17 protein-coding genes are annotated in these 22,221 nt (G+C 66.0%); 4 read left to right on the top strand and 13 right to left on the bottom strand.

The window, feature by feature from the left end; all coding sequences use genetic code 11:
* Nucleotides 1-17 precede the first annotated feature (17 nt).
* Nucleotides 18-2,204 carry a heavy metal translocating P-type ATPase gene (locus ACO06I_RS01255; RefSeq protein WP_421930821.1) on the top strand — a complete coding sequence of 729 codons (2,187 nt, stop codon included), beginning with the start codon at nucleotides 18-20 and terminating at the stop codon, nucleotides 2,202-2,204.
* 108 nt (nucleotides 2,205-2,312) lie between these two features.
* On the top strand, nucleotides 2,313-4,247 hold the full coding sequence (locus tag ACO06I_RS01250) for an FTR1 family protein (protein WP_421930820.1): 1,935 nt from the start codon (nucleotides 2,313-2,315) through the stop codon (nucleotides 4,245-4,247).
* Here ACO06I_RS01250 and ACO06I_RS01245 read toward each other — a convergent pair.
* The 7 genes from ACO06I_RS01245 to ACO06I_RS01215 form a co-directional block, all read right to left on the bottom strand.
* Complete coding sequence (locus tag ACO06I_RS01245; RefSeq protein ID WP_421930819.1) at nucleotides 4,244-4,627, bottom strand: hypothetical protein; 384 nt, start codon at nucleotides 4,625-4,627, stop codon at nucleotides 4,244-4,246. The genes ACO06I_RS01250 and ACO06I_RS01245 overlap by 4 nt on opposite strands.
* An 86-nt stretch (nucleotides 4,628-4,713) precedes the next feature.
* On the bottom strand, nucleotides 4,714-5,631 hold the full coding sequence (locus tag ACO06I_RS01240; protein ID WP_421930818.1) for a cation diffusion facilitator family transporter: 918 nt from the start codon (nucleotides 5,629-5,631) through the stop codon (nucleotides 4,714-4,716).
* Nucleotides 5,632-5,700: 69 nt separating this feature from the next.
* Nucleotides 5,701-6,036, bottom strand: a complete 336-nt coding sequence (locus tag ACO06I_RS01235) for a DUF190 domain-containing protein (protein WP_421930817.1) — start codon at nucleotides 6,034-6,036, stop codon at nucleotides 5,701-5,703.
* 52 nt (nucleotides 6,037-6,088) lie between these two features.
* On the bottom strand, nucleotides 6,089-9,328 hold the full coding sequence (locus tag ACO06I_RS01230) for an efflux RND transporter permease subunit (protein WP_421930816.1): 3,240 nt from the start codon (nucleotides 9,326-9,328) through the stop codon (nucleotides 6,089-6,091).
* A 2-nt stretch (nucleotides 9,329-9,330) separates the two neighbouring features.
* Nucleotides 9,331-10,494: an efflux RND transporter periplasmic adaptor subunit gene (locus ACO06I_RS01225; protein WP_421930815.1), complete on the bottom strand. Its 1,164-nt coding sequence runs from the start codon at nucleotides 10,492-10,494 to the stop codon at nucleotides 9,331-9,333.
* Complete coding sequence (locus ACO06I_RS01220; protein WP_421930814.1) at nucleotides 10,491-11,753, bottom strand: TolC family protein; 1,263 nt, start codon at nucleotides 11,751-11,753, stop codon at nucleotides 10,491-10,493. Before ACO06I_RS01220 ends, ACO06I_RS01225 begins: the two co-directional genes overlap by 4 nt.
* A gap of 48 nt (nucleotides 11,754-11,801) precedes the next feature.
* Nucleotides 11,802-12,158 (bottom strand): hypothetical protein, encoded by a 357-nt coding sequence (locus tag ACO06I_RS01215; protein WP_421930813.1) that lies wholly within the window; start codon nucleotides 12,156-12,158, stop codon nucleotides 11,802-11,804.
* Between the two features lie 167 nt (nucleotides 12,159-12,325).
* Between ACO06I_RS01215 and ACO06I_RS01210 the strand changes: the two genes are divergently transcribed.
* Both ACO06I_RS01210 and ACO06I_RS01205 read left to right on the top strand, forming a co-directional pair.
* Entirely contained in the window at nucleotides 12,326-12,775 is a 450-nt protein-coding gene (locus ACO06I_RS01210; RefSeq protein WP_421930812.1) for a MerR family transcriptional regulator, read from the top strand.
* 402 nt (nucleotides 12,776-13,177) lie between these two features.
* A complete protein-coding gene (locus ACO06I_RS01205; protein WP_421930811.1) occupies nucleotides 13,178-14,119 on the top strand; it encodes a GNAT family N-acetyltransferase in 942 nt (313 codons plus the stop codon).
* Between the two features lie 116 nt (nucleotides 14,120-14,235).
* On the opposite strand, the gene ACO06I_RS01200 is transcribed toward ACO06I_RS01205, so the two are convergent.
* The 6 genes from ACO06I_RS01200 to ACO06I_RS01175 form a co-directional block, all read right to left on the bottom strand.
* Nucleotides 14,236-14,502 carry a metal-sensing transcriptional repressor gene (locus ACO06I_RS01200; protein ID WP_304777643.1) on the bottom strand — a complete coding sequence of 89 codons (267 nt, stop codon included), beginning with the start codon at nucleotides 14,500-14,502 and terminating at the stop codon, nucleotides 14,236-14,238.
* A 9-nt stretch (nucleotides 14,503-14,511) separates the two neighbouring features.
* A complete protein-coding gene (locus tag ACO06I_RS01195; protein WP_421930810.1) occupies nucleotides 14,512-15,720 on the bottom strand; it encodes a nickel/cobalt efflux transporter in 1,209 nt (402 codons plus the stop codon).
* 152 nt (nucleotides 15,721-15,872) lie between these two features.
* A complete protein-coding gene (locus ACO06I_RS01190; protein WP_421930809.1) occupies nucleotides 15,873-16,280 on the bottom strand; it encodes a copper-binding protein in 408 nt (135 codons plus the stop codon).
* Nucleotides 16,277-19,435, bottom strand: coding sequence for an efflux RND transporter permease subunit (locus tag ACO06I_RS01185; protein ID WP_421930808.1), 3,159 nt, complete (start codon nucleotides 19,433-19,435; stop codon nucleotides 16,277-16,279). Before ACO06I_RS01185 ends, ACO06I_RS01190 begins: the two co-directional genes overlap by 4 nt.
* Nucleotides 19,432-20,913, bottom strand: coding sequence for an efflux RND transporter periplasmic adaptor subunit (locus ACO06I_RS01180; RefSeq protein WP_421930807.1), 1,482 nt, complete (start codon nucleotides 20,911-20,913; stop codon nucleotides 19,432-19,434). The genes ACO06I_RS01185 and ACO06I_RS01180 overlap by 4 nt, the downstream gene beginning before the upstream one ends.
* On the bottom strand, nucleotides 20,910-22,157 hold the full coding sequence (locus ACO06I_RS01175) for a TolC family protein (protein WP_421930806.1): 1,248 nt from the start codon (nucleotides 22,155-22,157) through the stop codon (nucleotides 20,910-20,912). The genes ACO06I_RS01180 and ACO06I_RS01175 overlap by 4 nt, the downstream gene beginning before the upstream one ends.
* Between the last annotated feature and the right edge of the window lie 64 nt (nucleotides 22,158-22,221).

Genomic DNA, 22,221 nt, shown 5'->3' with positions numbered 1-22,221 from the left:
ACCTAGGATTTCGGACCATGGACCAGCTCAAGACCCGCTACCGCATCGACGGGATGGATTGCGGTGGGTGCGCGGCAAAGATCGAGACCGCCGTGCGCCGTTGTGACGGTGTCGCGCAGGTCGCGGTCTCGGTCGCCGGACATAGCATGGTGGTCGAACACGACGCGAAAACAGACCTCACAAGCCTGATGAAGAGGGTGAAGGGCCTGGGCTACGGCATCACACCAGCTGGCAGTTCTGAACCCGCGCCTGACAACGACGGCGACGCACAGGGCGCGGCGGAGCCCGACAAAGGACACGGCGCGCCTGGACAAGTGCACGACCACGCAGAACCCATTCAGGGTCCCTGGTGGAAGACCACGAAAGCGCGCTTGATGCTCGCGAGCGGGGCCGCGTTCGTATCAGCCCTCCTTGTTTCTCAGATCGCGCCTGGCTTTGGCCAATGGCCCTTCACCGCGGCGATGCTGATCGGCCTGATCCCCATCGGACGCCGCGCGGTCATGGCCGCGCTCAGCGGAACGCCCTTCTCAATCGAGATGCTGATGACAATCGCCGCCATCGGCGCGGTCTTCCTTGGCGCCTCGGAAGAGGGCGCGGCGGTTGTGGCCTTGTTCCTGGTCGGCGAACTGTTGGAGGGGGTCGCGGCTGGCAAGGCGCGGGCCAGCATCCAGGCCCTGACTAAGCTCGTTCCCAAGACCGCCTTCATCGCGAAGGGCGACGGCGTGGTTGAGGTGCCTGCCGAGACCCTGGCCGTCGGTGATGTGATCCTTGTTCGGCCTGGCGACCGCATTCCGGCAGACGGCGTGATTGTCTCCGGCCCCGGGTCTGTCAATGAGGCTCCGGTCACAGGCGAAAGCACGCCGGTCCACAAAGCTCCCGGCGACTTGGTGTTCGCCGGCACGGTCAACGCCGACGCGGCGCTACATGTGCGCGTCACCGCCGCGGCGGCTGACAACACGATCGCCCGCGTCGTGAAGCTCGTGGAGGAGGCTCAAGAGAGCAAGGCCCCCACGGAACGGTTCATCGACCGATTCTCCACGTTCTACACGCCCGCCGTGGTGTTGGCGGCCACAGCGGTGGCCATCGTCCCGCCGCTGGTATTCGGCGGCGAGTGGCAGGCCTGGATCTATAAGGGTCTCGCCATCCTGCTGATCGGGTGCCCCTGCGCATTGGTTATTTCCACGCCGGCCGCCATTGCCGCCAGCTTGTCGGCGGGCGCACGACGCGGCCTGCTGCTGAAGGGCGGCGCCGTGCTTGAAAGCCTGGGCAAGATCACCCTCGCTGCCTTCGACAAGACCGGCACGCTGACAGAGGGTAAGCCACAGGTGACCGACGTCCTGGCGTTCATCGGCTCGGAGACCGACGTGCTCCGCGACGCCGCCGCCCTTGAGACCGGCTCAAGCCACCCCCTGGCCAGCGCAATCCTCGCGAGGGCCGCAGCGGACAAGATCGTTGTCCCAAAGGTGAGCGACGCTGCTGCGGTGGGCGGCAGGGGCGTCTCCGGCACGGTCGACGGAGCGAAAGTGTTCCTCGGATCAGGGGAAGCTGCCGGTGCGCAGGTTGCCCTGTCGCCAGAGCAATCCGAGCGCATCACCGCTCTCAATGACGAGGGTAAGACCGTGTCGGTCCTCATACGCGACGGCGCCCTTCTGGGCGCGATCGCCATGCGCGACGAACCTCGCGCCGACGCCGCCACGGGGCTAGCCGAGTTGAAGGCGATGGGCATCCGAACGATCATGCTGACCGGCGACAATGCACGGACGGCGCAGGCGATCGGCCAGACGCTGGGCATCGAGGTGCGCGCTGGTCTGTTGCCGCAGGACAAGCAGGCCATCATCCGTGAGCTTCAAGCCCAGGGGTTCAAGGTCGCCAAGGTCGGCGACGGTATCAACGACGCCCCGGCGCTGGCCGCCGCCGAGGTGGGCATCGCCATGGGCGGCGGAACCGATGTCGCGCTGGAAACCGCCGGAGCCGCCGTGCTGCATGGCCGCGTCGCTGACGTCGCCGCCATGATCAACCTGTCGAAGCGGACCATGGGCAACATCGGTCAGAACATCACCATCGCCCTGGGCCTTAAAGCGGTGTTCCTGGTGACGACGGTCATGGGGATTACCGGCCTATGGCCAGCCATCCTGGCTGACACGGGCGCCACTGTCCTCGTGACGATGAACGCGATGCGGTTACTGCGGACTCCCAAGGCCTAGCAGGGTCCTCGAAGCACTGAATTCGACACAAAACCGCTTGCTGCTTTCGCAGAGTGAGCCTTTAGGTTCGACCTGAGACGTATTCTCAGTTGCAACTTCGGAACCGCGATGTCGGCCCTCTCTCGTTTGTCGGCGATCCTCTTTGTTCTCACGCTAGCCTGCCTGCCGATCACCGCGATCGCCGCCCAAGGGGCGTCGCCGTCAGCTCAGGTCGCCTGGAGGCTGCTGGACTATCTCGCCGTCGACTACCCGGGCGCGGTGAAGGACGGAAAGGTCGTCAGCGCCTCGGAATATGCCGAGATGCGGGAGTTCTCCAGCGCAGTTCGCGAACGGATCGCGGGTCTGCCGAACACGGCCGCAAAGCCGCGATTGATCGCCAAGGCCGACGACCTGGTGAAAGCTATCGGAGCAAGGGCGAGCGCGGCGGAGGTCGCCAAACGCGCCCACGAGCTTGGGGCGGAACTGCTTGTCGCCTATCCGACGCCACTAGCGCCCGCCAAGGCGCCGAACCTGGCTCGTGGCGAGAGCCTATACGCCGAACAATGCGCGGCTTGCCACGGTGTTAGCGGACATGGCGACGGTCCCAACGCCAAGGACCTCAGTCCGCGACCCGTCGCCTTCGCCGATATTGATCGGGCCCGGCAACGCAGTGTGTTCGGACTCTATCAAGTGATCAGCCAAGGCCTCGACGGTACGTCGATGCCCAGTTTCGCCGACCTATCGACTGACGACCGCTGGGCCCTGGCCTTCTATGTCGGTCGGTTCGCGTTCGACGATGCGGCGGCCCACGATGGCGAGCGTCTTTGGGCGGCCGATCCGAAGCTGCGAGCTCGCTTCGCGAACCTGCAGTCCCTCACCCAGGCCAGCCCCGCGGCCTTGGCGGCGGACCTTGGCGAGCCCACGGCGACGCAGGTGGTCGCCTATTTGCGTCGACACCCAGAAGCGACCACGCCACCAGCCGTGGGCAGCCTCAGCATCGCGCGCACCAAGCTCGCGCAGAGCCTGGCCCGCTATGAGGTCGGCGATCGCAAGGGCGCGCAGGAACTGGCCTTGGCAGCCTATCTGGATGGTTTCGAGCCGGTGGAGCCTGCGTTGAAGGCGCGAGACAGGGCGCTCATGACGCGGGTCGAAGGCGCCATGGGCGACCTTCGCGCCAGTCTGTCCAACGCGGCGCCTGCAGCAGAGGTCCGCACCCAGATCACGCGGTTGAACGCCTTACTCGACGTTTCCGAGCGGGCTCTCGCGCCCGCGAAGGCCAGCGCCGCTTCAAGTTTCGCGGGAGCCTTCGCGATCCTGTTGCGCGAGGGCCTGGAAGCCCTCCTGATTGTCGTCGCGATGATCGCCTTCCTGCGGAAGGCTGAGAGGCGCGATGTCTTGCCCTATGTCCACGGCGGCTGGCTGTCGGCGCTGGCGGCGGGGGGGCTTACATGGGCGGCGGCGACCTATCTGATCTCGATCAGCGGCGCGAGCCGTGAACTCACGGAGGGCTTTGGCTCGTTGCTATCCGCGGCCGTGCTGATCTCGGTCGGCGTCTGGATGCATGGCAAGGGGCAAGCCGACGCTTGGCAGAGCTACATCAAGGAACGGCTCGCGGCCGCGCTCTCGAAACGCTCGGCCTGGTTCCTGTTCCTGCTGGCGTTTGTCGTGGTCTACCGCGAGGTTTTCGAAACGATCCTGTTCTACGCCGCCATGTGGGGCCAGGGAGCTCACGCGGCGATCCTGGCTGGCGCCGGCTCGGCGATCGCGGTGCTTGGCGTGACCGCCTGGGCGCTGCTCAGCTACAGCAAGCGTCTGCCGATCTCGCAGTTCTTTGCCTACAGTTCGATCCTGATCTCAGCCTTGGCGGTTGTCCTGGCTGGCAAGGGCGTCGCGGCGCTGCAGGAGGCCGGCCTGATCGATATCCACCCCTTGACCGCCTTGCCTCGTGTCGAGGTGCTTGGCGTCTTCCCAACGCTGGAGGGGGTTGGCGCGCAGGTTCTAACCGTGGCGTTGGTTGTCGGCGGGTTCTGGTTGAGCCAACGCCGCACGCCGCAGCCTGCCTAAGGCGCGTCCCGCCCCATGCACGGGGCCGCGTCGCGTGTCGCGCAGATGCGGAAGCGGTCCGACGCGGTGACTTTCCACGGGGTCACGACGTCGTAGGTCGCGCAGTGGCGTTGGGTCACCGTCAGGCCGGACAACGACTGTGACGCCGACACCTGTACATTGCCGTCCGCGCCGAGCCGCTCCACCCGAAGACGGTTGGGCGCGGGCGACCGCGATCGACGACAGACCGCTCCATGGAACCGCGTCCCATCGGGGATAGCGATCGCCGCAGGCGAACGCATAGCGAAACCGCGCGGCGCGCTGACCTCGATCAAAACGTCGAGGTTCGGGGCTCCTTTGGCCGCGGTTGAGGCGGCCGCGCCGATCGCGATCAGGGTCATCAGTCCGAAAGTAGGTTTCATTGCGGAGCCCCTTCGAGGAGTGCGGATCGCGGTCTGTGGCGTTTGCCGGTGAGAGCGGGAGACGGTCACGGGTGGAGTTCGCCGCGAGCGTCGCAAGGCGTTCGCTCGGTTTGAATGGTCACGTGGTGAACATCGAATTCGGCTTCGAGACGCGTCGCCAAGTCCTCGCGCACCGTGTCGCTATCGGCTGCGTCAGCGAGCACGATATGGACCGAGCAGTGCGGCTGATCTGCGCCTGAGACCCAGAGATGAAGGTCGTGAACCTCAGCGACGCCAGGGGTTTCCGCAATCGTCTTTCGTAGCGCCGTGAGGGCCACGCCCGATGGCGCGCCTTCAAGGAGGATGTTGGTGCTGGCGCGCAGCAGGACCCAGGTTCGGGGAAGCACCCAAAGCCCGACCCCGATGGCGACAACGGGATCGACCCAGCTCCACCCGGTAAACGAAATGACGATCGCGCCAACGATCACGCCGATGGACCCGACCATGTCGGCCCAGACTTCGAGATATGCGCCCTTTACGTTGAGGCTCTTGTCCTTGCCTCCAGCCAGAACGCGCATTGAGATCAGGTTCGCGATCAAGCCCAGGCTCGCCACGATGAGCATACCGGTGGACTGCACCGGCTCCGGCTCGAAGATGCGGCGGCAACCTTCAATCAGAACGTAGATAGCCACCCCGAACAGCAGGACGGCATTGAATGCGGCGGCCAGGATTTCAAACCGTCGATAGCCAAAGGTGCGCCGCTCGTCCGCCGCACGTTGCCCGACCTTTATGGCGATGAGCGCGATCGTCAGGGCCGCCACATCGGTGAACATGTGGGCCGCGTCTGAGAGCAGCGCCAGGCTTTTGAAGACGAGCCCGCCGATGATCTCCGCCACGAGAAACGAACCGGTCAGTGCCAGGGCGATGGCGATCTGCCGGCTGTTGGCGTTCTGCACGTGGCTATGGGCTGAACCCTTCTCCACTGCGGGATCGTGAGGTTCCATCAGTCAATTCTACCGTGCTGAGGGTTGGCGACCGAACGTGGCGCGGGGTTAAGCCATCGGGGCATCTCGCTAAGCCGGCGGTCGTGCGAGCGGCTGAGGGGCCAGAACTTCGACTGCTTCCAAGGTGATCAACCCCACCTCGGGGAGGTCACTCAGCGAAGCGACGAAGGTCCGGAGCGCGGCGTCCTCGTCGACGATCTCGATGACCACTGACTGGTCGTCGTTGAGGATGTGCCGTGTGCGCACGTGGGCCGTGCGCCCAAAGCCGAGCAACGCCATCAGCACCGTAGCCCCGGCGAGCTTCGCCTCACGGGCTCGGTTGGCGATGACCTCAAACACTTTCCGGTCGCCGAAGTATGCGGCTTCGTCGGTGTAGATCCTGAGAAGTTTCATGGGTTCGCTCATGGAAGGCTCCTTGCGAGCACACCCCGGCAACAGACGCCGGGGTGTGCGTTTCTCATTCAGCGGGCGCGAGTGTCCGCGTCGTCTCAGGCTCGGGCCGTCGGCGCATGGCGAAGCCAAGCACCACCTGGGTGATAGCCGGGAGCACCAGCAGGGTGAGAACGGTCGAGGTGATCAGGCCGCCGATGACCACCATCGCCAGAGGCTTCTGCACCTCGGCTCCGGTGCCGTGAGCGAGCGCCATCGGGATGAAGCCGATAGCTGGCACCAGACCGGTCATCACCACCGGACGCACCTTTTCCATCGCGCCTTCGATGATGGCCTGGGTGAGCGCCATGCCGACCTCCAGCCGCTGCCGGATGCTGCTCATCACCACCAGCCCGTTCAGCACCGCGACACCCGCCAGCACGATGAAGCCAACCGCCGCTGAGATGGAGAAGTTGATGCCTGTCAGGGCCAGGGCGAATATCCCCCCGGCCAGACCGAGCGGCACGGCGAGGAAGACCGCCGTGGCCGGGGCGAACCCACCGAGCGCCAGGTAGAGCATGGCGAAGATCGCCGCGAAGCAGATCGGGACCACGATCCCCAGCCGTTGGGCGGCGGCCTGCAGGTTCTGGAACTGACCACCCCATTCGATGAAGATGCCGGGTGGAAGAGCTACCGCATCAACCTTGGGCAGCGCTTCCTTGACGAACGACCCAACGTCGCGCCCGCGAACATTGGACTGAACCACCACGCGGCGCTTTCCACTCTCGCGGCTGATCTGGTTCAGCCCCTCAACGTAGCGGAACTGCGCCAGTTGGCTGAGGGGCACTGAGCCACGGGCGTGACCACCTTCTTCCGGCAACATCACCGGCAGCGCACCCAAGGCGTCGAGATCGTTTCGGGTGGTCTGCGGCACGCGGACGACAACGTCGAAGCGGCGGTCGCCTTCAAACAGTAGCCCCGCCTCGCGACCGGCCATCGCGGCGGCGACCGTGTCGGCCACCTCCTCGACGGTCAGGCCAAAGCGCCCGATCGCGGCGCGGTCGAAGCGGACGTCGAGCGTCGGCGCACCACTGACCTGCTCGACCTTCACGTCCGCCGAACCCGGCGTCGATTGAAGCGCCGCCGCGATGCGAACACCGGTGGCGGTCATCTGGTCGAGATCGTCGCCATAGATCTTGATGGCCACGTCGCCGCGAACGCCGCCAATCAGTTCGTTGAAGCGAAGTTCTATCGGCTGGCTGAGTTCGTAGCCGTTGCCGATCAGCGAGTTGGCCTTGGCCTCGACGCGCGCGATCACGTCTTCCTTGGTCTTGACCCCCTTCGGCCAGTCCTTCTGCGGCTTCAGGATGACGAAGCCATCGGAGATATTCGGCGGCATCGGGTCGGTCGCCACCTCAGCCGTCCCAGTCTTCGAGAACATGTAGTCGACCTCGGGCAGGCTCTTGATCGCTGCTTCCACGCCGCGCTGCATCCGCAACGATTGTTCGAGAGACGTGGAGGGAATGCGTTGCGACGCCAGCGCCAGGTTCTTCTCGTCGAGCTGCGGAATAAACTCCTGGCCCAGGAAGGTGAACACCACCCCGGAAACGAAGAACACGGCGGCGGCTGCGCCAATGAATGGCCAGGGCTTGGCCACGGCCTGGCGCAGGAGAGGTTCGTACCGCGCCTTGATCTTGGCGATCGCCCAAACTTCCTTCTCGGCAACCTTGCCGCGGATCAGGAGCGCCACCATCGCCGGGACAAAGGTCAGCGAAAGGATGAACGCCGCTGCGAGCGCCAGCATCAGGGTGATGGCCATCGGCGAGAAGGTCTTGCCCTCCACCCCGGTGAAGGTGAGCAGCGGCGCGAAGACCAGAAAGATGATCGCCTGGCCGTAGACGGTCGGCTTGATCATCTCCTGGGACGCCAACATCGTCTCCTCCAGCCGCTCGCGAAGCACCAGCAGCCGGCCTTCGCGATGTTGCCGTTCCGCCAGTCGCCTCAGGCAGTTCTCGATGATGATCACCGCGCCGTCGACGATCAGGCCGAAGTCGAGCGCGCCAAGGCTCATGAGGTTTCCGGACACGCCGAGCGTATTCATGCCGATGGCCGTCATCAGGAACGAGATCGGAATGATCAGGACGGCGATCAGCGCGGCGCGCACGTTGCCGAGCAGGAAGAACAGGGCGATCGCCACGAGCACCGCGCCCTCGAAGAGGTTTCGCTGAACGGTCGCAATCGTGGCGTTCACGAGCTTGGATCGATCCAGGGTCGGGGTGACCTTCACTCCCGAAGGCAGCGACTTCTCGATCGTTTGGAGCTTCTCACCGACCCCCTTTGCGACCGTGCGACTGTTCTCGCCAATCAACATGAGGGCCGTACCGACGACGACTTCGTGGCCGTTCATGCTGGCGGCCCCCGTCCGAAGCTCGCCGCCTAGCCGGACAGCGGCGACGTCTCGGACATGGACCGCGACGCCGCCCCGGGTGGCGATCACGGCGTCTGAAATCTCGTTGATCGAGCGGATACGGGCGTCGGCGCGAACCAGATAGGCCTCGCCCGCACGTTCCAGGAAGTTGGCCCCCACCGAGATGTTGGAGGCTTCGAGTGCTTTGGCGAGCTCAGAGAATGAGACGCCGTAGGCGCTCAGCTTCACCGGGTCGGGTTCGACCAGATACTGCTTCTCAAACCCGCCGATGCTATCGATCCCGGCCACGCCATCGACGGTGCGAAGCTGCGGGCTGATGATCCAATCCTGCACCGTCCGCAGGTAGGCCGCGCGAGAAACCTCGTCGGCCAGGCGCTCGCCCTCGGGCGTCAGGAAACTTCCATCCGACTGCCAGCCTGGTTTGCCATTGGTGATCTTCGCGCCTTTGCCACCGGGGTTGGCGTAGTCGACGGTGTACATGAACACCTCGCCGAGCCCCGTCGTCACTGGACCGATCTGCGGCTGAACGCCATCGGGCAGGCTGTCGCGCGCCTGGCTCAGTCGCTCGCTGACCTGTTGGCGGGCGAAATAGAGATCGACCTTCTCCTCGAAGATCGCCGTGACCTGGGAAAAGCCGTTGCGGGAAATGGACCGGGTGCTTTCAAGCCCCGGTATCCCGGCCAGCGCCGTCTCGACCGGGAAGGTGACCCGCTTCTCGATCTCGATCGGGGAGAGCCCCGGATCGATGCTGTTGATCTGCACCTGCTTGTTGGTGATGTCGGGCACCGCGTCGATCGGCAGCCGGGTCAGTTGCCACACGCCGAACGCCGAGACGATCGCGATGATGAAGATGACCGCCCAGCGCGCCCGGACGGAGAAGGCCATGAGACCTGCGATCATGGCTAGTGCTCCTCGCCTTCGCCCTTGCCCAGCTCAGCCTTGAGCAGGAAGGCGTTCTTCGCGGCGAGGGCCTGGCCGGCGGTCAGGCCGCTGACGATCTCGGCCCGTCCAGCGCTTCGCTGTCCGACCACCACCGGCTGAGCCCGGAAGCCCTTGGCGGTGCGCAGGAAGACCACGTCGCGGCCCTCGAAGGTCTGGATCGCCTCGTCGGGCACCACGATGAGGGTGGATGCCGCAGCAGCGCGCGGAACGATGCGAACCCGGACCGACTGCCCCGGCTGCAATCCGGTCGGCGCCAATTCCAGCACCGCCGTCGCCGCCCGAGTTTCGGCGTTCAGCCCAGGTGTCACCGAGCGCACGCGACCCTCGATCGAGCGGCCGTCAGCCGTCTCGACGATCGCCCGGTCGCCCGGCGAAATGCGCGGCGCGTCCAAGGCGCTCAGGGCGGCCTCGACGTGAACGAGGCGGGGATCGGCGACACGGAACAGCTCTGTCTCAGGCTGGACGAACGCGCCCAGACTGACCGAGGCCGCCGTGATGCGTCCGGAGATGGGGCTGGAGACGACGACGCCGCGCCCGTCGGCTGTGACATTGGCGGCGCCCGCCGCCATTTGGGCGCGTCGCGCTTCGGCAGAGGCCGCCGCAGCCTCGGCTTGGGCCTGCTCGTAGTCTTGCCGCGCGGACACCCGCTGCTCGAACAGCCGTTTCTCTCGCGTCAGGGTCTTCTGCGCCAGGTTGGCGCGCGCTGAGGCGACCGTCCGGTCGGCGGCGATCTGCGCCGCCTCTCGGCTCTCGACCACGGCCAGGGTCTCGCCCACCCGTACGGGGTCCCCAAGGCGCTTGTAGATGCGGGTGACCGCACCGGCCGCGCGCGCCGTGAGAATGGCCTGACCGTTCGGCGAAGCGGTCACGCTGCCTTGCGCCAACACCTCGCCGGCGAACCCGCCGGCGGAGACGGCCTGGACGAGGATGCCGGTCGCGCGGATCGCCTCAGGGGTCATCTCCACGGCGTCAGCTTCGCCCTCCTTGTGTTCGGCTTCCGCCGCTGCGGCAGGCGGCGTGGCTGGCTTTCCGCCGGTCATCTTCGCAATGCCGAAGCCGGCGATCGCCGCGACCAGGACCGCCACAGCAGCCCCCGCGTACAGGCGCCTGTTATCTTGTCTCATGGTTGGTCTCCGAAGGGGGCGCGGCCTGCGAGGCGCGCGAGCGCCGCCTGGGCGCCAAGCCGCTCCAGCGCGGCATCAATGGTTTGGGTGCGCGCTTCGGTGAGCGCGCGTCGGGCATTCAGAACTTCGATCAGGTCGAGCTTTCCGCCTTCGAAGCCGAGCCGGGTGAGGCGATAGGCCTCGTCGGCGCTTTGCTCACTCTCCCGTGCGGCCAGCAGCCGGCTTTGCGCAGCGATCTCGCGGTCCTGGCTCGCGCCGGCCGCCGCCTCGGCATCGAGCCGCGCACCGTTCAGCCGCGCGTCTGTCGCGGCGAGATCGGCTTGCGCGGCGTTGATGTTCCCGCGGTTCCGGTCAAACAGCGGCAACGACGTGGAGAAGCCGGCGACAATGGCCGTGGCATCGTCGGCTTGGAACCGCCGAAGGCCAACCGAAACCTCGACGTCGGGGATGGCCCGTGACCCTTCAACACGTACCCGGCGTGCGGCGGCTTCGCGGGCCCCTTGAGCCGCAAGGTAGGCGGGACTGGCCGTTGGGTCTGGACGCGGGCCAGGGGCGGTCCGTTCGGCCTGGGCAAGCAGGCTAGTGGGTATGGAGGTCAGCGGTACAGGCGATCCGCTCATCGCGGTCAGGTTCGCGAAGGCTGTGACCCGCGCCGAACGCGCAGCATCCACATTCGCCTTGGCGGCTTGCACGCCCGCCTGGGCCTGCACGCGCCGAACGTCGGCTTCCCGCCCGGCCTCTACCAGCGCCGTGGCGATCCTGGCGTCTTCCTGAGCAAGGGTGAGCGTCTCGCTCGCCAACTGCATCCGGCGCTCCGACGCCTCGGCCAGGGCATAGGATTGGGCGAGATCGAAAGCGAATTCGGCGCTGACCTGGACTGACCGGGCGCGGGCGGCATCGATCTCGGCGCGTCCAGCGGACACGCGCGCGGAGCGCTTGCCGCCGAGTTCTAAGGTCTGCCCGATCGAGGCGGTCGTTTCGGCGAGATCGGTTCCCTTGAAGGGGCCTGACCCTGAGAAGTTTTCGAACTCCACGCCTAGGGTGGGATTGGGCAGGGCTCCGGCCTGGCGCGCGAGGCCTTGGGCCTTTGCGATCTCCGCGCGGGACTCAGCAAGCCGTGGCGCGGTTGACTGGGCTTGGGCCAGGAGGGCGCTGAACGGTGGAGCCGGGTCAGCCAACGCAAAGCTTACGCAGAGCGCATGGGCGCTCAGCCCCAGGGTGACCGCCAAAAGCGGTCGTCGACGGATGTGTGACTGCATGTACCTTCTCGCGATTGACGACAGAGCCCGCGCAAAGCGCGGTCGTCGTCAGGCGCGCGGAGGGCGTTCGAGCCTCGACGTGGTGCGGGACATCAACAGGCCACAAGTCGGCAGAGCGTTCTGGTCCGAACTCGCGGCTTGAACTGAAACCTCGGTGAGTTCCGGGGCGATCAGCGAGCCGCCATGATGGCAGTGTCCATGTTGGCAGATTTCGTCCTGCGCGTTTTGGTGGGCGTCGCCGTTGTCGGTAGGCGTCACCACGCCCGCCTGCTGTTCGGTCGCGGCGACCGGGGCCTCCGGCGCACACGCGAACGCCTCCGCGACGGGCGCGAAGAGCAGCGCGACGGCGAGGAAGAAAGCCTTCGAGCTTCCCAGGCTTCGCCACCAGGTGCGGAGGTTGATCACACGTCGACCTATACGCGCAGAGCGGTGGAAGAGAAATCGATAACGACGGCCAGATGTCGTGGGCTGTGCGCGTTCGATTTAAGCCTGAGCTTTGTCATGCCATCTGTCTGCATCCTCTAGTCGCTGGAGGAGCAAGCCCCTATTTGACGACCAGCAAGGAGCCACGCATGGACATGCCCATCGGCCGGTTGGCCAAGGCCACCGACGTGAAGATCACGACGATCCGGTTCTATGAGGATATCGGGCTTCTGCCGCAGGCGACGCGGACAGAGAACAACAGGCGGGTCTATGGCGACGAGACGCTTCGCCGCCTGGCCTTCATCAAGCATGCCCGGCAACTCGGCTTCTCTGTCGAAGCCATACGCGATCTGCTCGACCTTTCCGCCCATCCGGACCAGCCCTGCGCGGACGCCAACCGCCTGGCCGAAAGCCATCTCGCCATCGTCGAGGAGAAGATCGCGCAGCTGTCAGCCCTGAAATCCGAATTGCAGCGCATGCTGGCCAACGGCTGTGATGGCCCGGTCGCCGACTGTCGGGTGATCGAAGTGCTCAGCGATCACAGCCTCTGCGCCCACGATCACGCTGGGGGCGCCGGGTCACCTTTGACGCAGCAGTGATCGGCGGACCACCGTCCGGCGACGAACTTGAGGATCGCGCCGCCCTATCCCCTCGCCTGGGATCAAACTCCATCGGAGTCTCAGACTTCAAATCACTCCGAAACCGCGCAAGCAAATTTTAGGTTTACATGGCCAGGATGGTGCTCGTCCGACATGGGCACTGGCGACAGCGCCTTTTCAAGACAGATGCACAGGGTTGGAATCATGATGCGGGCAGACACGCTCCATCCTTGCGATCTTACCGCAGACGACCATGAGGCTTGGCGAGCCCTTTGCGCATCGAGCCCCGTTTTCGCCAGTCCTCTCCTAGGGCCCGACTTCGCCAACCATGTCGGTCGTTTCCGCACGGACACCCTGGTGACGGTTTGGAGAACACTCGGCCCGGATGGCGTCGAGCGGCCAGTGGCCTTTCTGCCGCACCATCGGCGTCTGGGCGGGGCTGCGTATCCGCTTGGCGCGCCGCTTGGGGACTATCATGGACCGGTCGCCGAGGAAGGCTTTGATCTTGAGAGTGCGCTGCAAGGCGCAGGCCTCACGGCCTACCGTTTCACCAGCAACATCGCGCCCTCTCCAACCGCAGCCTCCCGAGAGGGGTTCCTGATTGAAGTCGACGGCTCGGCAGAGGGCTATCTGGAGGCGCTGCGCCAACTGCGACCAAAAAGTTTCAAAAATTACCGCCGGCTGGGCCATGGTCTGGAGCGAACCTTCGGGCCCCTCCGCGTCGCCGCCGTGACTGATCAACGGGTGTTCGACACCTTGCTGGACTGGAAACGCCGCCAACTCTCGCGCACCGGCGCTTTTGATTTTCTGCGCCCCGCGTGGGTCAATGGGATGCTGCAGGGATTGTTTCAGGACAGCAACCCGGCTTTCGGGGGGTTGCTGGTCGGCCTTTACGCAGGTGAGCGGCTGGTCGCCGGTCATTTCGGCCTGCGTGCCGCGGACATTTACCACCCCTGGATCGCATCCACAGATCCGGACCTGGCGGAATGGGCTCCCGGCCACATCTTCCTTATGCACGCGATCGACGCCATGCCGCAGTTGGGCCTGAAGACCTATGATCTGGGGCCAGGGCACGAACACTATAAACGGCTCTATTCGCTTTCCTCGCGTCCGGTAACCGCAGGTGTGCGCTTCGCTGCCGGCGACGCCGGGACTCTGCAGCGGGCCACCGATCAGGCCTGGATGCTGGCGGGGTCGGAAGGCCCCGGGATGGTAGGCCGCCTCCGTCGTCGGCTCGAAGTGGTTTCGGCGAGCCAGCCGACCGTCTTAGGGCGGCTGAATGGTTTTGCAGACACCATGGTTGTCGCCGCGCAACGCACATGCTCCGGCAACGGCACGGACTAGATCCGCTCCGACCAACGGCGTTCTCGACACGGTCGGCCCAACGGGCCCGTCGGGTCGGGGGCGCGGGTTGCTGGACGGGGTCGTCGTCGGACGCGCCGAGTGATCAGCAGAACCCTTTAAAGGAACTTTGCCAGCTCACTCAGCCGCCCGAGCTTGTCGCGGGCCTCGGGACCAAGGTCCCCTACGATCTCTTCGAGGTGATGCTCGATATGATCGCGGATCAGCACCACCTTGGCGTTCTCCAGCGCGCTGATCACCGCCTGCATCTGCTGGGCGATCTCCATGCCGTCGCGGTTGGCCTCGATCATGCCGACGATCTTGGCGAGGTGACCATTGGCTCGCTTCAGCCGGTTGAGCAGTTGCTTGTCGGTGGTGTGGCTCACCCGGACCTCCTAGTGGCCGCCGCCCTGGAGGGCGATCCAGCCGTTCACCCCGATGTAGACGCCGATCAGCAGGATCACCACGCCCGAAACGAAGGGCGCCTTGCGTACGATCTCACCAAAGCCGCTCCAACGCTTGGAGACATGCTTGACGCTGAGCGCGGCGATCACGCCCGAAGTCACCATGGTGAGCGCCAGCCCGATACTGAAACACAGCACCAACACCGCGCCGAGCGCGATCTGCTTTAGCTGCAAGCAAAGCAGCAGGACCGTGATCGCGCCCGGACAAGGGATCAGCCCACCGGTCAGGCCGAAAATGATGATCTGACCGGTGGTCACGTTCTGATCGGCGAAGCGGCGACGGATGTCGTTGGCGTGGGCCAGCTCGTGGGCGTCCTGATAGCCGGCGGCGACATCGAGGCCGCGCAGCTCCTCGTGCATATGGTCGTGGCCACCATGGTCGTGCTCCACGAAAGCCACGTCATAGTGGTGGCCGTGGTCGCCGTGCGAAAGCGTCACCCGCGCCATGAACTCATGCGGCTCGGGGATTTCCTGCAGGCTTTCCAGATAGCCGTCGCGGTCCACGAAGCTGAACGCCTGCTTCGATCCGTCCGGCCGTTCGGTTTCCAGCGAGACCTCGCCCGCGCCCCAGCGATGGCCCGTCTCGACGAAAACTCGGAAGCGCGGTGGCACGCCGTCCTCGAACACCTCCAAGCGCAGCACGCCGTGACCGGTGTCGATGCGCGGACTCCCGGCGGGCGCGTGGCCATGGTGGCCATGGTGGCCATGGTGGCCATGGTGATGGTCGTCATGGCCGTGCGGATGCGGATGATCATGGGAATGCCCATGGTCGTGATCGGGCACGGCGCCAAGCTGCTGCTCGCGCCGGCTGCGCCACAGCATCCACAGCGCCATGCCGACGATGATCACGCCGGAGGCGAGCTGGAAATACGGCTCCAGAATTTCGCTGTCGACCCCGCGCCAGAGATACATGCCGCCCAGCGCAATCACCCAGACGATCAGGGTGTGCGAGAGCGTCGCGCAGAGGCCCAGCAGCACCGCCTGCCGGATGGTCCCGCGCACAGCGATGATGAAGGCGGCCATCATGGTCTTGGAGTGGCCGGGCTCCAAACCGTGCAAGGCACCGAGCACGATAGCGCTCGGAATGAACAGCCACGCATGGGCCGTGCCTTGGGCGATCAGATCGGTGAAGGATGTCATTTAGGGTCGCCGCGCAGAAAGGTTGCTACGCCTCCTTATCCTCCCCAGGAGGATATGCGCAAGCGCCGTGATCAGCGTGAACGCCTATGCTCTGCAGGCTTCACTCGGCCGACGGCTGACCTGTTTGCGACAGGACAGCCGTCGGCGTTGGATCACTGCTTTTGAATTGCGGTTATCTCGCCCCCGCCCCCCTCAAGTTTCAGGTCGAAGGCCACCTTGTCGCCAGTCTTGACCTGAGCCACCAGGTCCGGCGACGCCTTGAACCCCATTGTCATCGCTGGCCAGCCTGCCTCGGCGATGGGACCGTGATCGAGGGTGATGGTGTTGGCCGTGGTGTCGACCGCGGTGACCGTCCCTTCGCCCTTGGCCATCTTGGCGTCGGCAGACATCGCCATCTTGCCCATGTCGCCCGCCGGCGCGGCCGCCTCCGGGGTGGTTGAGGCCGCCATCGCCGACGCAGCCTCGGCGGGCGCGGTCGCCTGCTCAGGGGCGGGCTTACCGCAGGCGGCCAAGCCCGCGGTCAGGGCCAGGACGGTCGCGGTTGCGAAAATGAGCTTCATGGGAATTCTCCTTGGGTTGAAGCGGTCGGGGAAAGGTTCGTCGGACGCCGCCTGCGGAGCAACAGGTAGCCGGCGGGGATCACCAGCATCGACAATAGGGGCGCGGTAAGCATGCCGCCGATCATCGGGGCGGCGATTCGGCTCATGACTTCGGAGCCCGCGCCATGCCCCACCAGGATCGGGGCCAGACCGGCGAGGATGACCGCCACGGTCATGGCCTTGGGTCTCACGCGCAAGAGGGCGCCTTCGCGCACCGCGGCTTCGACGTCCTCCGGGCTCGGGTCTGGGCCGCGTTCGGCGAGCGCGTGCTTGAGGTAGATCAGCATCACCACGCCGAACTCCGCCGACACGCCGGCCAGGGCGATGAAGCCAACGCCGGTCGCGACGGATTGGTGGAAGCCCAGCACGTAGAGGGTCCAGATCCCGCCGGTCAGGGCAAAGGGCAAGGTCGCCATGATCAGCGCAGCCTCATCGAAGCGGCCGAAGGTGACATAGAGCAGGACGAAGATGATCAGCAGGGTCGCCGGGACGACCAGCTTAAGACGCTCGGCGGCTCGCTGCAGATATTCGAACTGCCCGGAGTAGGCGACCGACACGCCCGGCGGCAGCTTCACTTTCTGAGCGACCGCCTGCTGCAGATCGTGGACAACGGCGGTGAGATCGCGCCCTCGGACGTCAACATACACCCAGGTCGAAGGCCGAGCGTTCTCCGTCTTGAGCATCGGCGGCCCATCGACGATCTGGACCTTGGCGACCGTGCCCAGCGTGATCTGCTGGCCGCTCGGGGTCAGGAGGGGGAGGGTCCGCAGCCCCTCGAGGCTGTCGCGCAGCTCGCGCGGATAGCGGACGCTGATCGGGTAGCGGGCGACGCCTTCGACCGTCTCGCCAACTGTCTCGCCGCCCACGGCGCCCGAGATGATCGCCTGGACGTCGGCGATATTAAGCCCGAAACGGCCGGCCGCGGCGCGGTCGATGTCTACGTCGACATAGCGTCCGCCGGTGAGCCGCTCGGCCAGGGCAGAGCTGACCCCCGGCGTGGTCTTGGCGACGGCCTCGATGGCCCCGGCCACACGGTCGAGGTCCGCGAGGTTGGAGCCTGATACCTTCACACCGATTGGGCTCTTGATGCCGGTGGCCAGCATGTCGATCCGGTTGCGGATCGGCGGCACCCAGACATTGGCCAGACCCGGGACTTTCACGGCCCGATCAAGTTCGTCGACCAGCTTGTCCGGGGTCATGCCGGGGCGCCATTGGTCGCGCGGTTTGAATTGGATCGTGGTCTCGAACATCTCCAGCGGCGCCGGATCGGTGGCCGTCTCGGCGCGCCCCGCCTTTCCGAACACGGTCTTGACCTCGGGGACCGTCATGATCAGCCGATCGGTCTGCTGGAGCAGCTCCGAGGCCTTCGCTGCGGAGATCCCGGGCAAGGCGGACGGCATGTAGAGCAGGTCGCCTTCGTCCATGTGCGGGATAAACTCGCCCCCCAGGTGGCTGAGCGGCCAGGCCGTGGTGGCGAAGGCTAGAAGGGCGACAAGGAGGGTGGTCTTCGGGCGGCGCATCACCCAGTCGAGCGACGGCTTGTAGAGGGCCGTCAGCCAACGGTTCACCGGATTGGCGTTCTCGGCCGGAATCCGGCCGCGGATAAGATAGCCCATCAAGACCGGCGCCAAGGTGACGGACAGGATGGCCGCGCCCGCCATGGCGTAGCTCTTGGTGAAGGCCAGCGGTGCGAACAGCCGACCCTCCTGGGCCTGCAGGGCGAAGACCGGCACGAAGGACAGCGTGATGATCACCAGGCTCAGGAACAGGGCGGGACCGACCTCCACAGCGGCTTCCGTGACGATCCTCCAGCGCTCCTGGTCGGTCATCTTCTGACCGGGGTTCTCATGCTCCCAGCGCTCAAGATGCTTGTGAGCGTTTTCGATCATCACCACGGCCGCATCGACCATGGCGCCAATGGCGATGGCGATGCCGCCGAGCGACATGATGTTGGCGTTGACGCCCTGGATCCGCATGACGATGAAGGCGAAGAGCACGCCTAGCGGCAGCGTAAGGATGGCCACGAGAGCGGAGCGCATGTGCCAGAGGAAGAGGGCGCAGACGAGCGCCACCACGAGGAACTCTTCGGCGAGTTTGCTGGTGAGGTTCTCGATCGCCCGGTCGATCAGTTGCGACCGGTCGCTGGTGGTGACGACTTCGACACCGGCCGGCAGGCTTCGCTTTAGCTCCTGGAGCTTGTCCTTGACGGCCGCGATGGTCTCGCGGGCGTTCTTGCCCGAGCGCAGGATCACCACGCCGCCAGCGACCTCGCCCTGGCCGTTGAGCTCGGCGACGCCACGGCGCATTTCCGGGCCGACCTGAAGGGTGGCTACGTCGCCGAGCGTGATCGCGATGCCGCCGGCGGCGGTGCGCACGGGGATGGCGCGAAAGTCATCGAGCGTGCGCAGGTAGCCGGAAGCCCGGACCATGTACTCGGCCTCGCCCATTTCCAGCACCGAGCCGCCGGCTTCCTGGTTGGCGCGCTGAATGGCGTCGACGGCCTGACTGTGGGTGACGCCGTAACCGGCGAGCTTCACGGGATCGAGGACCACCTGATACTGGCGGACCATGCCGCCGATGCTCGCGACCTCGGCCACGCCCGGAAGGGTCTTCAGTTCATAGCGCAGGAACCAGTCCTGCAGACCCCGGAGCTGGGAAAGATCATGACGGCCGGTCTTGTCGATCAGGGCGTACTCGTAGATCCAGCCGACGCCGGTGGCGTCGGGTCCGAGCGCCGGCCTGGCTGAGACCGGCAGGCGGCTCTGGACCTGGTTCAGATACTCCAGCACCCGCGAGCGGGCCCAATAGAGGTCGGTGCCGTCCTCAAACAGCACATAGACGAAGCTGTCGCCGAAGAAGGAATAGCCGCGCACCGTCTTGGCCCCGGGCACGGAGAGCATGGTGGTGGTCAGAGGATAGGTGACCTGGTTCTCGACGATCTGGGGGGCTTGGCCAGGGTAGGAGGTGCGGATGATCACCTGGACGTCGGAGAGGTCGGGCAACGCATCGACCGGGGTGGATCGCACGGCCCAGACGCCAATGGCGACCAGGCCGAGGGTGGCGAGCAGGACAAAGAAGCGCGCCCGCACAGAGGCGCGGATCAGGGCGGCGATCATTGGCCGCCCGCCCGGCTGATGCGGCGCAGGGTCGGACCCGTGGGGGTCTGTTCGAAGCCAAAGCGGACCTGGTCACCGACCTTGTAGCCTCGCACGAGGTCTGGGTCCTCCAGCCGGAAGGCCATGGTCATGGCCGGCCACTGCAGGGCGGGAACCGGCTGATGCGAGAAGGTCACCTTGTCGCTGGCCACCTGCTCGATCCGTCCAACCGTCTCGTAGGTCGCCGCGACGGCCGCCCTGCCCTGCGCCGCCGGTTCCACGCCCATTACGCGGGGTTGCAGACCAGACAGGCTGGCCTCGGAGTCGATCAGGAACTGCCCGGAGGCGACTACCTTTTCGCCCTCGGAGAGACCGCCAAGCACCTCTGTCTTGCCGCTGGCCTCACGGCCGATACGGATCTCAGCAGGAAGGTATCGACCACCGGGCTGCGCGATCACCACCAGGGTGCGCCGACCGGTCCGGATAACCGCCTCGGAGGGCACAAGGAGCGCCGGTTCGTCAGGCCCGCCAAGGTGGACAGTGGCGAACATCCCCGGGCGGAGCCGCATACCACGATTGGGCAACTCGACCCGAACCGTCAGGGTGCGGCTCTCGGCGTTGGCCTGCGGCAGGATGGCGGCGACGCGACCGGAGAAGGTTTCACCAGGGAAGGCCGACAGCGTGGCCGTCACGCTCTGCCCCACCCGGACTTGCGCGGCGAGCACCTCGGGCATGGCGGCGTTAAGCCAGACGCGGGAGAGGCCGTTCACTTCCGCCAGGGTCTGGCCGGCGGACACGGTCATGCCGTTTCGGACGTTGAGGGTCTTGATCACCCCCCCCGTCGGCGTGGTCAGGGTCACGACCGTCTGTGGTCGGCCGGAACGCTCGATCTGCGCCACGGTCGCCGGCGGCATGCCCAGCAGCAGCAGCCTTTGCCGGGCCGCGGAGGTCAGCGCGGCGTCACTCGTGCGCCGGACAGCCAGGAACTCATTCTGCGCGCCGCTCCATTCGGGGACCAGGACGTCGGCGAGGGGCGCGCCAGCCGTGACGATATCGCCAGGAGCGCGGCTATAGGTCCGCTGCACGAAGCCGGCGGCCTTAGCCTGCACAATGGCGACGTCACGTTCGTTGAAGTCCAGGGACCCGGCCACCGTCGCGTCAGTGGACAGGGTTCCTCGCTCGGCGCTCGCCAAGCGCACGCCCAGGTTCTGGGTCCTCGCCGGGTCGATCACGACGCCCGCGCCGGTCGCCCCACCTCCTGCCCCGGCGTATTTCGGCACGAGCTGCATGTCCATGAACGGCGACTTGCCCGGCTTGTCGAAGTGCTGGGCCGGAACCATCGGATCGTACCAGTAGAGAACTTGGCGACCGGCCGGCTCGCTGGCGGCAGGCCTGTCCGCGCCAAGCTTCGCAAGGCCAAATCCTCCCGCCGCCGCAAGGGCGGCGATCACGACGCCGCCCACGGCAAGGCGGGTCTTCGGTGTTGACCGAGCGGTCATTGATCGTCGCTCCCATACAAGAGGCTGAGGCGCGCCGCGTCCGTCGCGACAGCCGCCTCACGGTCCAAAAGGGTGAGCTGGGCGTTCGCCAGCTGGGTGAAGGCCTGCACGACATCGGTCAGGCCAGCTCGACCAGCGCCGTAGCTGGCGGTTTCCAGGTCGGCGCGCTGCTTGGCCAAGGGGACGAGCACATCGACGGATCGTCGCCACTGATCGTAGTGCATCAGGTGATCGGCGAGACCGGTTTCAAGCTGCGCGACGATCTCGCGCCGCGAAGCCTCGCGCTCGGCGTGAGCCTGGCCTGCCGCGGCCACCTTGCTCGCGATGATCGGATCCTGACGGCCGGAGGCGAAGATCGGCAGGCTGATCGTCACGCCCGCCGAAACCATGTCACCGAACATCGGATCGCGCCGTTGATAGGCGATTTCCCAGCTCCAATCGGGTCTCTTGTCCGCCTGGGCGAGGGTAACGTCAGTCTCGGCCTGGCGGGTTATGGCGTCCTGCGCGCCAAGCCGAGGGTTGCGCTCAATCGCCGCTCTCAGCGGACCAGGGTCCACCTCGAAGCTTGGCGCGGGGCCGGCGACGTCGGCGTCGGGGTCCCCCGTCCAGCGGATGAGCTCGGCACGGGATCGGCCGACGATGGCCACCAGTTCGCTCCGACGATCTTCCAGGTCCGCCCGCATCTGTTGCGCCTCAAGGGACTGGGCGGGTCGCGCGTTACCAGAGGCGACGACGGACGGTGTCGCCCTCCAGAAGGGAGCCAGGCCGGCCAGGAGATCATCGAGGGCTTGCAGCCGGGCCTTGGCGTAGTTCAGTTCGATCCACGCCACCGCCGCGCCCACATGAACCTCGCGAAGGCTTAGACGCTTGGCGGCGCCGGCGGCAGCTATCGAGGTTCCCGCTTTGGCGCGTTCCGCCGACCGCTTAGCGCCATTCGGCACGTCTTGGACGAAGCCGAACCTGGCCATGGTCATGCTGTCGCCATTGAAGCGACCAGCCGGCGGACCCGAGATCGGAAAGTTGTCGAGACCCAACGCCAGCTTGGGATCCGGCAATGCGCCGGCCGCACGCGCTGCGGCGCGGGCGCTATCCATCTGCAGCGAACGCGCTTGCAGGTCTGGGGAGGACGTCTCGGCGGCCGCCAAAGCGGCTGCATAGGTAAGAGGCGCGGCGTGACTCACCGAGCTGGTGGCGAGTGCGACGACCGCGGACAAGCTGGCGGCGGCGATCTTCGAAAGGACCATTGCTTTCGTCCTGAATGGGAGGGGGATGACGACCCTTAGCCCGATGATCAGCGACCGCGTGAGC

The organism is Phenylobacterium sp., assembly GCF_965229015.1.
GTDB lineage: Bacteria > Pseudomonadota > Alphaproteobacteria > Caulobacterales > Caulobacteraceae > Phenylobacterium.
This window is presented reverse-complemented; position numbering and strand designations above follow the sequence as displayed.

Coding starts and splice junctions, on each gene's coding strand:
- ACO06I_RS01245 (WP_421930819.1), bottom strand. CDS start 4,627: ATGACCCTGATCGCGATCGGCGCGGCCGCCTCAACCGCGGCCAAAGGA.
- ACO06I_RS01255 (WP_421930821.1), top strand. CDS start 18: ATGGACCAGCTCAAGACCCGCTACCGCATCGACGGGATGGATTGCGGT.
- ACO06I_RS01230 (WP_421930816.1), bottom strand. CDS start 9,328: ATGATCGCAGGTCTCATGGCCTTCTCCGTCCGGGCGCGCTGGGCGGTC.
- ACO06I_RS01175 (WP_421930806.1), bottom strand. CDS start 22,157: ATGGTCCTTTCGAAGATCGCCGCCGCCAGCTTGTCCGCGGTCGTCGCA.
- ACO06I_RS01220 (WP_421930814.1), bottom strand. CDS start 11,753: ATGCAGTCACACATCCGTCGACGACCGCTTTTGGCGGTCACCCTGGGG.
- ACO06I_RS01235 (WP_421930817.1), bottom strand. CDS start 6,036: ATGAGCGAACCCATGAAACTTCTCAGGATCTACACCGACGAAGCCGCA.
- ACO06I_RS01210 (WP_421930812.1), top strand. CDS start 12,326: ATGGACATGCCCATCGGCCGGTTGGCCAAGGCCACCGACGTGAAGATC.
- ACO06I_RS01250 (WP_421930820.1), top strand. CDS start 2,313: ATGTCGGCCCTCTCTCGTTTGTCGGCGATCCTCTTTGTTCTCACGCTA.
- ACO06I_RS01240 (WP_421930818.1), bottom strand. CDS start 5,631: ATGGAACCTCACGATCCCGCAGTGGAGAAGGGTTCAGCCCATAGCCAC.
- ACO06I_RS01180 (WP_421930807.1), bottom strand. CDS start 20,913: ATGACCGCTCGGTCAACACCGAAGACCCGCCTTGCCGTGGGCGGCGTC.
- ACO06I_RS01225 (WP_421930815.1), bottom strand. CDS start 10,494: ATGAGACAAGATAACAGGCGCCTGTACGCGGGGGCTGCTGTGGCGGTC.
- ACO06I_RS01190 (WP_421930809.1), bottom strand. CDS start 16,280: ATGAAGCTCATTTTCGCAACCGCGACCGTCCTGGCCCTGACCGCGGGC.
- ACO06I_RS01195 (WP_421930810.1), bottom strand. CDS start 15,720: ATGACATCCTTCACCGATCTGATCGCCCAAGGCACGGCCCATGCGTGG.
- ACO06I_RS01185 (WP_421930808.1), bottom strand. CDS start 19,435: ATGATCGCCGCCCTGATCCGCGCCTCTGTGCGGGCGCGCTTCTTTGTC.